This window comes from Mycoplasmopsis mucosicanis, from assembly GCF_006546935.1.
Classification (GTDB): Bacteria; Bacillota_I; Bacilli_A; order Mycoplasmatales; family Metamycoplasmataceae; genus Mycoplasmopsis; species Mycoplasmopsis mucosicanis.
In genome coordinates this window covers 82614-95204 of sequence record NZ_SMDN01000002.1, presented here as the reverse complement: position 1 = coordinate 95204, position 12591 = coordinate 82614, and the positions used below count along the sequence as shown (strand labels likewise).

Sequence of the window (12591 nt, the reverse complement as noted above, 5' to 3'; positions counted from 1 at the left end):
CGCTAAGAACAAGTTCTTCGCTCGACATGCATGTATTAGGCACACAGCCAGCGTTCATCCTGAGCCAGGATCAAACTCTCGAAAAAATTGACTTCGTCATGGTTTTGTATCTAGTTTTCAAAGAACATTTGTTGCTATAAAAGCACTTAAAAGTATAACACATTTTTAAATCTTACCAAGAAAAAAAATATTTTTTTTCTGAGCGCAAAACGCATAAATCACTAACTTTTTGACGCGCAAATAGCAATAATAATTTTAAGGGGTTTTTGAAAAATTCAAAGAAAAAAAATAATTTTTTTTGCAAAAAAAATAAGCCAAAGCTTACTTATAAATATTATTTAAAAAATGCATAAACATCTTCATAATTTGGTTCATCTGAAACATTTTTTACATATTCAACATGAATTACTTTATTTTCTTCATCTAAAACAAAAATTGCTCTTGTTAATAGACCTACATTTTCTAATAAGGTTCCTGATTTAATTCCAAATTCATTATATTTATAATCTGAAAGTGGTTTGATTGCTTGATTTTGATTTGCAACACATCATCTATTAAATGCAAAAGGCAAATCTTTAGATATTGCATAAACTAAATAGTTTTTATTACTAAAGTAGTTCATAAATTTTCCACTTTCAATTTCACATACACCTGTATCAATTGAAGGGATAGAAAAAATTAATTTTTTTGCCTTGGGTGCTTGGTAGAGTTCAAAATCACTAAGATCTAAATTGACTGCTTTAAAATTAGGAAAAGTGTCACCTAATTTAATTGTGCTACCTAATAAATTCACATTTTGACCTTTTAAATTAACTTGCATATGTACCTCCTTACCTTATTATATATAGAGAAACTCATTTGTAATATAATTAATTTACTTAAATATAGGGTGTAAAATGAAGTTCAAAAATATTTTTTTAACTAGTTTAATTGGTGTTGGATTTGTTGTTGCTAGTTGTAATAATGTAATTAAGCATTCTGAAGGCTTAAAAAATAATAAAAAAAGAGAGCAAAATGAGTCAAGCGAGCCCGGAAAAAATAATAATGGGGCTGATGGCTCAAAAAATGATAAAAAAAGTGAGCAAAATGAGTCAGGTGATAAAGATACAGAGAGCGATTCAAATTTAGGAATGATCCAAAAAATTGAAACATTCAATAATTTAGTTGCTAAATCTATAAAAAATGCTAAAAAATTAGTTTATCAGCCATCAGATTATTACAAAAATCTTGAAGGTAAAAGTGGTGAAGATTTGATTGGAGCACTATTTAATGTACAAGAATCACATCGTGATTCAACTGGATCATATGCTCATCTATTCAATACTTATTATGATGCTTTTATTGATAAATATTATGAAAATGATGGAACTATTTTAGATATTTATAGTGAAAATCCTAGTGGAAAAGACCCTTATAATTTTTCTAAAAGCGATAAAGAAGGTAATGATGAAAGTTATTTAACCACAAAATATCGTTTAGACTACTTACTAAAGAAAAAGAAAAAACACAAGAAACCTGGAAACCATAATAAGAATGAAAATAATGGTGAAGGTAGTAAATATAACAGGGAACACATAATCCCGCAATCTTGATTTTCTAGAAAAACTCCTATGCGTCATGATGCTCATCATGTATGGCCAACTGATAAATATGTAAATGCAAAACATAGCAATTTACCTTTTGGAACAGTAAAAAATGCTACATTTACAAGCAAAAATGGTACTAAAGTTGGAGTTTCTGTTGAAGATGGAAATGAAGTTACTGAAGTTATAAACGAATTTAAAGGTGATTTAGCGCGAGCAATTTTATATTTTGTATTCACTTATCGTGATAAAGATTTAACAGCTAATGGTGTTTCTAAAAGATTTTTTGAAAGAAAAAATAATACAAACTCAATAAAAACACCCTTTTTAAAAACAATGTTATTATGAAGTTCAAAAGACCCTTTAACCCTATTTGATATTGATAGAAATAATGCTATATTTAAACATCAACACAATCGAAATCCTTTTATTGACTATCCTGAATTAATTGATGTTGTTTTTAAAAACAACAAAACATATGTATTTAAAAATAAAGGTATTTTGATTGGTTTTGAAGCAAATAATTAAGCATAAAATTTACTAATATACTCATTTTTGAGTATTTTTAGTAAATTTTTTATTTAAAAATTAAGTATTAGATCATCATCAAGTATTATGAGTATTTTTTTACCAAAAGTACTCAAAAACGTGTGTATTGGTAAAAAAGTGAGTCTTTTAATAGATAAAATTATCAAATCCTGTGTGTTTTTGATAATTTTTTCCTTTTTTCATTATTTTTGAAGCAAATTTATAAAAGAATATCAAATGAAGAAAAAACATATATGAATTTGGACTAGTATTGCTGTTTTAGGTGTTTTTGCATTCTCAGTTTCTCTATCTTTTGATCAAAAACTTACATACATTAAACCTAAAGACGAAAGCAAAAAATTCAGTGTCAATGTACAAGGAGCAGTTCGCTTTCCTAATGTGTACACTTTTGATAAGCCAATGAAAATAATAGAAGTGTTGAAAGGAGCACAACCATTATCAGATGCTGACTTATCAAACATTGAATTAAGTGATGAAATATCAAAAAACACTAAGATTTATGTTCAACGCAAGATACATGAAAGTCATTTAGAAACAAATGAAACACTTTATTGAAGCTCATTTCATCAAATAGATCAACTGACTAGGTTAGGTATTTCAAAAACCGTTGCAGTTAAGCTTTTAAAACACAAGAAAACTAAAGGAGTAATAAGTTGAGAACAAATTGAAAAAATGAAAATTGGATTAAAAAACTTGCAAAAATTAAAACAAGTGTTAATCCTTTAACATTTGTTTTTTGAGCATTACTTACTCCTTTATTCTTGCACCTTTCAATTTCAAAAGTTCAAACGAGATATTTTTGAGTTTTTGGACTTATTTTTAGCATAATAATTTTTGTGTTTTTTTTACCAAAAGTACTTATTTTTGTGTGTTTTTTAGTTGCTATCTACTTATTTTTTTATTGACTTAGACAACCTCAAAACATTGAAGAAGGTCAATATATATTACGCGCGACAGTAATAAAAACCTCTTCAAAATATGCTATTTTGAATGTTCAAAATACAAATTTTATAATTTACCTAAATAAATTCACAACCAAAACTCCTCTGCGTGTATCACAGATTGTAGATGTTGAAGGTTCAGTAGTTAAAATTAATGAAATAAGTAATTTTCATATTGCAAATTCTATAAACTATTTAATTAACAGAGGTAATGTCATACGTGTTTCTCAAGCAAAATACTCATTCAATGCTTTTATTGATAACTATTCTCAAAGTGGTGGAGTTTTCTTTAATAAATATTGAAAACTCTTGTTATTTGGCAAAAACTATGACTCTGAATCAATTGTTGAAAAGGCAATAAAAATCAATATTGTCCACTTAATTGTGATTTCAGGACTGCATTTTGACTTACTTTTCACAATTTTGCTTAAGCCATTAAGCAAAATAAAGAACATTAAAGTGCAAAAATCATTAGAAATTGTTGCATACATATTTATTTTTATGTATTTGGCTAGTTTGCAAAATTTCATTCCAGGAATTAGGGCGTTTATAACACAAATATGTTCTCGAAAATTTAAACTAAAGTTCTCACAAAGCATTATTATCGCTGCATTTTGTGTCTTTTTTTTAAATTTTAATAACATTATTACAATTAGTTTTATATTGAGTTTTTCGTGCACGATTTTAATTGTCTATCTAGGAAGACTGCTCAAAAAATTCAAAATAAAATATAAGATACTTCAATATTTAATACTAATAACTTGTATTTATATTTATATGTCATTGTTTAGTCTGAGTTTTAACAAATATTTGAATTTACTAGGGCTGTTTTACACAATAATTTTTACTCCTATTATTGAGTTAGTATATATTTTCAGTTTAATTTTTTGTTATAGTCCCTCGTTTTTGGACCTTATTTACCAAGGATTAGATTGGCTGATTAATTTTGCTAGCACTTTAAGTGTGATTTTGCTAATTCCGATAAAAATAACTCAAAAAACTTTGTTAATTTGAATGATTTTATGAGCAAGTTTTATCTCTATAGGCCTATTTTATAGGGGTAAACGTAAAAATAAAAAAATTTAGCACTCAAAAGTTTCTAGTGCTAAAAGTGTGCTAAAATAATATCGTTAAAAAAATGAGATTAATCAATGTGGAGGAAAAAATATGGCAAAAGAAGTAATAATCGGTATCGACTTAGGTACAACTAACTCAGTAGTTTCAATCGTTGATAATGGAACTCCTGTTGTTTTAGAAAACTTAAATGGTAAAAGAACAACTCCTTCAGTTGTTTCATTTAAAGATGGTGAAATAATTGTTGGTGAAAATGCAAAAAATCAAATTGAAACCAATCCAGACACAATTGCATCTATTAAAAGATTGATGGGATCTAAAGAAACAGTAAAAGCAAATGGTCGTGAATATAAACCTGAAGAAATTTCAGCAATGATTCTTTCAAATCTAAAAAAATATGCTGAAGAAAAAATTGGTCACTCAATTAAAAAAGCAGTAATTACTGTTCCAGCATACTTCAATAATGCGCAACGTGAATCAACAAAACTTGCTGGTCAAATTGCAGGTCTAGAAGTTTTAAGAATTATTAATGAACCTACTGCTGCAGCATTGAGTTTTGGTCTTGATAAAACTGATAAAGAGAAAAAAGTATTGGTTTTCGACCTTGGTGGTGGTACATTTGACGTTTCAATTCTAGAATTGGCTGATGGAACATTTGAAGTTTTAGCAACTGCTGGTGATAATAGACTTGGTGGTGATGACTGAGATAACGAAATTGTTAATTGATTAGTAGATAAAATCAAAAAAGAACACAATTACAATGTGCGTGAAAACAAAATGGCAATGGCTCGTCTAAAACAAGCGGCTGAAAAAGCAAAAATTGATCTTTCTTCATCAATGGTTGCAAATATTTCACTTCCTTTCTTAATTTTTATTGAGGGTCAAGCTCCAATTAACGTTGAAGCATCACTAAAAAGAAGTGAATTTGAACAAATGACTGCTAAATTGTTAGAAAGAACAAAAGCTCCTATTGAAAGTGCATTAGCTGATGCAAACATAAAATTGAGCGAAATTGACGATGTTTTATTGGTTGGTGGTTCAACAAGAATGCCTGCCGTACAAGCATTAGTAGAAGCAAAATTAGGCAAAAAACCTAATAGATCAGTTAACCCTGATGAAGTAGTTGCAATGGGTGCTGCAATTCAAGGTGCTGTTTTAGCAGGTGATATTGATGATATTTTACTTGTTGATGTTACACCATTAACTCTTGGAATTGAAACCGAACATGGAATTGTAGCAGCATTAATTGATAGAAATACTCGTATCCCTATTACAAAAACTAAAACATTTACTACAGCAGCAGATAATCAAACAGCAGTTACAATTCACGTTGTTCAAGGTGAAAGAAAATTAGCTAACGATTGTAAATCATTAGGTACATTCAACCTTGATGGTATTGAACCTGCTCCACGTGGTGTTCCACAAATCGAAGTTTCATTTACCATTGATGCAAATGGTATAACAACTGTTTCAGCAAAAGACGTAAAATCAGGAAAACAAGAAAGCAAAGTAATTCAAAACTCTTCAAAATTAAGCGATGATGAAGTCGAAAAAATGATTAAAGATGCTGAAGCAAATAGAGAAGCAGACGAAAAAAGAGCTAATGAAATTGAAACAGAAGTAAGAGCTGAGAGTTTAATTTCAAAAATGAAACAATCACTTACTGAAAACAAAGATAAAATTAACGAAGAACAACAAAAACAAACAGAAGAAAAAATTGCTGAACTCCAAAAACTTCTTGATGACAAAAAATACGATGAACTAAAAACCAAGTTAGATGAAATTGACAAAGCATTTGAATTAATTGCACAACAAATGCAAAAACAACAAGAAGAAAAAGATAAAGGTTTCAAAGAAGAAGACGCTAAATAGCTAATAAAGCCGACTTTATTAAGTCGGTTTTATTTTTCCTTAAAATACTCAAAAACGAGTATATACGTAAAATATGAATATGTATAAAATTCAAAAAAATATTGTGTTTTGGGAATTTTTGAATTTTATTATTTTTTTTGTCGAATTAAACTAAAATTTATATTATGAATAATCTTGCAAATGAACTTAGACCAAAAACGCTAGATGATATAGTTGGCCAAAAAAATAACATTGATTTGCTCAAAAAAATCGTGGACTTAAAAATGCACACAAGTTTTATTTTCTATGGAGAAAGTGGCACTGGTAAAACCTCAACTGCTGTTGCATTGGCTAATGATATGAATTTAAAGTATGCCATTTTCAATGCAAGTATTGAAAATAAATCAAAATTAATTGATTTAATTGAGCAAAATGAAATAGTTATTATTGATGAAATTCATAGACTAAATAAGAATTTGCAAGATATTTTACTCTCATATCTCGAGTTTGACAAAGTTATAATATATGCCACAACTACTGAAAATCCTTATTTTAGAATAAATCCGGCGCTTCGAAGTCGGATGCAAATATTGCAATATACAAAGTTAAAAGAAAGTGAAGTTTTTGTTGCAATCAAAAATGTTGTTAAAAAATACTATCCATCATTGCAAATTGATGACAAAACGTTGCAAATTTTAATAAAAAGTTCAGCAGGTGACTATCGGTTTTGTCTAAATAACTTGCAAATGTTAGCTTTATTAAACAATGAGAAAAAAATTGATGAGCAAACAATCTCAACATTAATACCAAATATAAATTTTTACTCCGATATGAATTCAGATGCACATTACAATAATTTAAGCGCTTTTCATAAATCACTACGAGGTTCAGACGTCGATGCCGCATTGTATTGAGGTGCAATAATTTTGAAAAGTGGTGATTATCAAGGTCTTTTTAGGCGCTTAAGTGCAGTGGCATATGAAGATATTGGACTTGCTGATCCAAATATAGCTTTGCGAGTAGAAGCAGCACTAAATGCAGTTGAACGTCTTGGATTTCCTGAAGCCAACTTACCTATTTTTTATTTAATTTGCATTATGGCTTTAAGTCCTAAATCTGCTTCAACATACAAAGCAATGCAAAATGTTATGAATTTTATAGACAAAGGCAATATTTATGAAGTTCCTAATTATTTAAAAGACTCGCATTACTCATCAGCAAAAAAATTAGGTCATGGAATAGATTACAAATATCCTCATGATTATGAAAACAATTGAGTTAAGCAAACTTATCTACCATTCAATATCAGAGAAGCTAAATTCTTTAATTTAAGCAAAAATGATACAAAAAAAGTCATAGAATACTACAAAACAGTACAAAAATGAAAGGAAAATTAATATGTCAATAGATTTTGAAAACATAAAAAATTTAGAAGAGTTAAAAATAGCTAAAAACAAAATTTATTCAAAAGAAGGTGAAATTTTTGAACTACAAAAACAACTAAAATCAGCACCTGTCGAACAAAAAAAACTCATTGGAGCACAAATTAATGAGTTAAAAACTCTTTATGAGAATAAATTTAAAGAAGTCGAAGACCGTATCGAAAATCAAAGAATTCAAGATTTAGTCAATAAATCATTCATCGATATTGCTAAACCTACTCTTTTTCCAGGTTCATTGCACCCTATAACAATTGTTGAAAATAGACTGCGTGATTGATTCATTCAAAATGGTTATTTTGAAAGCAGTGAAGGCGAGATTGTGACTGATTATTACAACTTTGAAAAATTAAATATACCTAATGATCACCCCGCTCGAGCAATGCATGATTCTCTTTATTTAAATCCAACAACATTATTGAGAACTCATAACACAGGTATTAGTGCTTTGGAACTTGAAAGAAATGCAAATCAAACGCTTAATAACTTTGCTATTGGAAAAGTTTATCGAAACGATGAAGATGATGCTACTCATTCACATCAATTCACTCAGCTCGACTTTGTGAGTGTTGGAAACGTAAGCTTTTCGAATTTAATTTGAACACTAAAATCTTTATTAAGTTATGTTTTCGAAGAAGAAGTTGAACTAAGATTGCGACCTAGTTTCTTTCCTTTTACTGAACCAAGTGTTGAAGTTGACATTTTTTATAAAGGTCGCTGAATAGAGGTTTTAGGTGCAGGAATGTTGCATCCAAATGTAATGAAATTGGCTGGTTATGATAATAAAAAATTCAATGCTTTTGCTGCAGGTGTTGGTATTGAAAGACTAGCAATGATTAAATATGGAATCAAAGACATTCGCGAGTTCTATACCAATGATTTTAGAACATTACAACAATTTTATGAAGCAAAATAGTTTTTTATGGTTCATTCAAAACGAAAAAAATAAAGATTATTTTTTACGTTTATACACATTTTTGAGTATTGAAGGGAAAAAATACAACATTTGACCTACTGAAAAAGACCGCTTTAAGGCACTAGAATTTTTTAAGCCTTCAGAAACAAAAGTTATTATTTTAGGTCAAGATCCTTATCATCAAGCTCGTCAAGCAGATGGACTTGCATTTAGCACAAAACTCAATAAATGTCCCCGAAGTTTAGCAAACATTATAAAAGAAATAAATAAAGAATATCCTCAAACCCTTATTGAAACATATTCACTTGAGCATTGAGCAAAACAAGGCGTTTTATTGCTCAATACTGTTCTAAGTGTGCGTGAAAATGAAGCCAACTCACACACAAATCAAGGTTGAGAGATATTTGTAATGAATCTATTAAAGTTTGTTTTGGAGTGGAATAGCAATGTTATTTTTGCTTTGTGAGGTTTGCAAGCTCAAGACTTTATTAAACCACTTATAAAAGAGGGTTTAATAGATCCAAATAATGTTCTTTGCACTTCTCATCCATCTCCATTATCCTATGCACGTGGTAATAACAGTTTTAAAAATTCACAAATATTCACAAAAATAAACAATAAATTGAACAAAAGTATTGATTTTAGTTTAAGAAAGGACTAAAAATGATAATCACACTTAAAGAATTAAACAAATTTATACCTCATAAAAAACTTGATTTAAGCATTGAAAAAGACATAAATAATTTAGGTTATGAAGTTGAATCAATCACACGTTTTAGCGATGTAAAAGGTGTAAAATTTGCAAAAGTTATTAATGTTTATCCTAATCCAAACTCAAAAAATTTAACAGTAGTTGAACTCGAATTAGCAAAAAAAGAAAAAATTACTATTCAAACAACTGCAAAAAATGCTGAAATTGGTTGTTATACGACTGCTTTTGTTGTCGGTTCACAAAAAGGTGATATTGTTTTTGGTTCAAAAACAATGGCTCAAATTGAATCACAAGGAATGCTAGCAAACTTCAATGAACTTGGATTTGATATTAGTAAATTACCTTTCAATGTTGAAGATGTAATGATGCTTAAAGATCCTTTGCCTCTTGATGCTGATCCTGTTGAATATTTTGGCCTTGATGATTACATTATTGATATAACAACACCAGCAAACCGTCCAGATTCTAACTCATACTATGTCTTAGCTCGTGAATTAGCTGCTTATTACAACACAAAATTTGAATGATTTGACTGATTAAACCCTAAAATTGAAGCAAAATTCAAAACAAAAGTCTCATCAAGTAAAGAACAATCTCATGCATTAAGTTTTATGGAAGCGAAGTTGAAAAAGAACAAAACTAAGCTTTTAGATATGTTATTTTTAGCAAAACACGGTGTTGAAGCTAAAAATAATTGAGCTATTGATATTTCTAATTTAGCTTTAATTTTTACTGGTGCACCTACTCACGCTTATGACAAAGATAAAATTGGTTGCAAACTAAGATGCGAAAAATTCAGTGGAAAAGTTCAAATTTTAGGCGGAAAAGAAGTTGAAGTTGAAGATGTTTTAGCAATCCAGGACTCAAAAGGTCCAATTTCATTGGCTTGTGTAATGGGTCTTGAACAAAGTTCAGTTGATTCAACATCTAAAAATGTGCTTTTTGAAATTGGTTGTTTTGATGCACCACTAGTGCGTAAAGCGGCTAAACAAATTAAAATTGAGTCAGCAAGTTCAATTCAAGGTGGTCGTGGAGTAAATACACAAATGTTGCGATTTGGTATGCATTATCTTCGCTATAAAGCAGCAGTAGATAAAATTGCGTTTAGCAACTTTGTTGGAAAACCTGCTGAAAGAAAAGGTTTTTCAGTCTTACAAAATCGCAAAAAGTTAGCAATATATGCTAATTGAGATATCAAGGATCTCAATCGTTTCGATTTCGTAGAACATCAATTGAAAACAATTGGCTTTAAAATGGACAAAAATAGAGTCACTGCACCTAATTATAGAAAAGACATTAACACGTATGAAGATGTTATTGAAGAATACTTTAGATTTTATGGTTATGATAAATTTGAAGCAATCAAACCAACACTAGTTCCTTTTAAAGTTGCACCAAGAAATATCACAAAAGACCTTTTGCAATCATTAGGTTATAAAGAAGTTCGAACATTTACTCTTGATAGTGAGCAAAATAATTTTCTAAATCCATTTAATTTTAATGAGACAATCAAATTACAAACTTTTGTTTCAAAAGATAGAGAAGTGATCAGAAACTCAATAATAACATCGATGTTGCAGGTAGCTGAGTACAACATCAAAAGAAAAATAGACAAAATAAACATTTTTGAATGCGGTATGATCAATAATAATCATTATACAATTGGTTTAATAACCAACACAAAATCATTTGACGCTCTAAAACAAGACATAATTAATTATCTAAAAATTACTAATTTAGAATTTATTAAATTTGATGATAATAAATATATTCATCCAAATGTGTCTGCTAAAATAATGCATAAAAATGAAATGATTGGTTGAATAGGTAAAGTTCACCCTGCATACTCAAATCCTGATCTTTGAGTAGCAGAATTTAAAGACATAAGTGCGAGCGATTTTAAATTATTTACTCCATATGATAATGCACCACTTAAAAATGTTGATCTAACATTTGAACTCAAACCAACTGAATCTATTGCAACAAAAATCAATGAAATTTCCCAAAAGTACTCAATTTTCAGTATTTATCAAATAGATGAGTACAAAACAAGCACATCAAGAAAAGTTACAATTCGTATCAGCGCAAGTTCTCATACTATTGATTTAATTAATCAACAATATAACTAAGAGGTATAGTAAATATGTATAAAAATCTAAAATTAAACGACAAAGAATTACAAAAAGCAATAAACAATGAACTAAAACGTCAACAAAATCACATTGAACTTATTGCCTCAGAAAATTATGTTTCTGAAGATGTTTTAAAAGCCACTGGTTCAGTACTTACTAACAAATATGGAGAAGGTTATCCAAATAAAAGATATTATGGTGGCTGCGAAAATGTTGATGTTGTTGAGACTTTAGCAATTGAAAGACTAAAAAAACTTTTTGGTGTTCAATACGCAAATGTGCAACCATATTCAGGTTCAGTAGCAAACGCGGCTGCTTTAGCCGCTTTAGCTAACGCCGGTGACAAAATTATGGGACTTTCACTTAGTTCTGGTGGTCATTTAACGCATGGTTATAAAATTAGTTTCAGTGGAATTTTCTACAATTCAGTTTCTTATGATGTTGATCAAAATGGTGTATTAGATTATGAAGCAATCAAAGAACAAGCAATTAAAGAAAAACCAGCAGTTATAATTTGTGGTTATTCTGCGTATCCTAGAATTGTTGATTTTAAAAAATTTAGAGAGATTGCTGATGCTTGTGGCGCAAAATTGTTGGCCGATATAGCACATATTTCAGGTTTGATTATTGCAGGAGTTCATCCTTCACCAGTTGGTTATGCAGATGTAATTACTTCAACAACTCATAAAACACTTCGTGGAGCTAGAGGAGCAATTATCATGACAAACGATGCTGAAATTGCTAAAAAGATTGATAGATGAGTATTTCCAGGCTATCAAGGAGGTCCACTATTCCATGCTATTGCGGGTAAAGCTGCTGCTTTTTATGAAGCTTTAAAACCATCGTTTAAAAAATATGGTGAACAAATTGTTAAAAATGCACAGCAATTTAGCGAGTGATTTACATCTCGAGGTGTAGAAATAGTATCGGGAAAGACTGAAAATCACTTATTTACAATAAATGCTTATAAGTCATATGGAATTACTGGCAAGGATGCTGAAAAACTACTCGGAAAATTCAACATTACACTCAATAAAAACACAATACCTAATGATGAATTAAGTCCAATGGTTGCTAGTGGAATAAGAATTGGTGTAGCTGCCATGACTTCAAGAAACTTCACTAAATGACCTGAATTGGCCCAAATAATCCACACTATTTTATCTGAACATCAAACAATAATAAAAGATAAAATGAAGTCAAAACAACTTAAAAATGAAGTTCTTGAACTAACTAAAGAATTTCCAATTATTAAGCAATATGAGTAATAATCAAGCATTATTGTGCACTATTAAATTTGACCAAATATACTCATAAATGTGTGTTTAAGTAAAATTTAATTTCAATATTTCACTACTTATTGAGTTGAGTTTTGTTAAAAGATTTTAATAGTT

The 12591-nt window shown here is 29.3% G+C and carries 10 protein-coding genes and 1 rRNA gene; 9 read left to right on the top strand and 2 right to left on the bottom strand.

From position 1 onward, the window contains the following. Positions 1 to 86, bottom strand: a 16S ribosomal RNA gene (locus tag E1I18_RS00845); the annotation flags it as partial. A gap of 248 nt (positions 87 to 334) precedes the next feature. Then, complete coding sequence (gene tpx, locus E1I18_RS00840) at positions 335 to 820, bottom strand: thiol peroxidase (RefSeq protein ID WP_141483719.1); 486 nt, start codon at positions 818 to 820, stop codon at positions 335 to 337. Between the two features lie 76 nt (positions 821 to 896). Between tpx and E1I18_RS00835 the strand changes: the two genes are divergently transcribed. From E1I18_RS00835 to glyA, 9 genes are all read left to right on the top strand, one after another. Beyond that, on the top strand, positions 897 to 2111 hold the full coding sequence (locus tag E1I18_RS00835) for an endonuclease (RefSeq protein WP_141483718.1): 1215 nt from the start codon (positions 897 to 899) through the stop codon (positions 2109 to 2111). Between the two features lie 237 nt (positions 2112 to 2348). Further along, the gene (locus tag E1I18_RS00830) at positions 2349 to 2858 is read left to right on the top strand and encodes an MAG0490 family ComEA-like DNA-binding protein (RefSeq protein WP_141483717.1); all 510 of its coding nucleotides are present in this window, start codon (positions 2349 to 2351) and stop codon (positions 2856 to 2858) included. Next, positions 2786 to 4159 (top strand): MAG0480 family ComEC-like protein, encoded by a 1374-nt coding sequence (locus E1I18_RS00825; protein WP_141483716.1) that lies wholly within the window; start codon positions 2786 to 2788, stop codon positions 4157 to 4159. Before E1I18_RS00830 ends, E1I18_RS00825 begins: the two co-directional genes overlap by 73 nt. A gap of 81 nt (positions 4160 to 4240) precedes the next feature. Further along, positions 4241 to 6019 carry a molecular chaperone DnaK gene (gene dnaK, locus E1I18_RS00820; protein ID WP_141483715.1) on the top strand — a complete coding sequence of 593 codons (1779 nt, stop codon included), beginning with the start codon at positions 4241 to 4243 and terminating at the stop codon, positions 6017 to 6019. A 164-nt stretch (positions 6020 to 6183) separates the two neighbouring features. After that, positions 6184 to 7395 carry a replication-associated recombination protein A gene (locus tag E1I18_RS00815; protein ID WP_141483714.1) on the top strand — a complete coding sequence of 404 codons (1212 nt, stop codon included), beginning with the start codon at positions 6184 to 6186 and terminating at the stop codon, positions 7393 to 7395. Between the two features lies 1 nt (position 7396). After that, the gene (gene pheS, locus E1I18_RS00810; protein WP_141483713.1) at positions 7397 to 8353 is read left to right on the top strand and encodes a phenylalanine--tRNA ligase subunit alpha; all 957 of its coding nucleotides are present in this window, start codon (positions 7397 to 7399) and stop codon (positions 8351 to 8353) included. After that, complete coding sequence (locus tag E1I18_RS00805; RefSeq protein ID WP_235888468.1) at positions 8340 to 9014, top strand: uracil-DNA glycosylase; 675 nt, start codon at positions 8340 to 8342, stop codon at positions 9012 to 9014. Before pheS ends, E1I18_RS00805 begins: the two co-directional genes overlap by 14 nt. Positions 9015 to 9016: 2 nt before the next feature. Next, positions 9017 to 11194 (top strand): phenylalanine--tRNA ligase subunit beta, encoded by a 2178-nt coding sequence (locus tag E1I18_RS00800; protein WP_141483711.1) that lies wholly within the window; start codon positions 9017 to 9019, stop codon positions 11192 to 11194. Between the two features lie 14 nt (positions 11195 to 11208). Beyond that, positions 11209 to 12465, top strand: a complete 1257-nt coding sequence (gene glyA / locus E1I18_RS00795; RefSeq protein ID WP_141483710.1) for a serine hydroxymethyltransferase — start codon at positions 11209 to 11211, stop codon at positions 12463 to 12465. Positions 12466 to 12591: the final 126 nt, after the last annotated feature.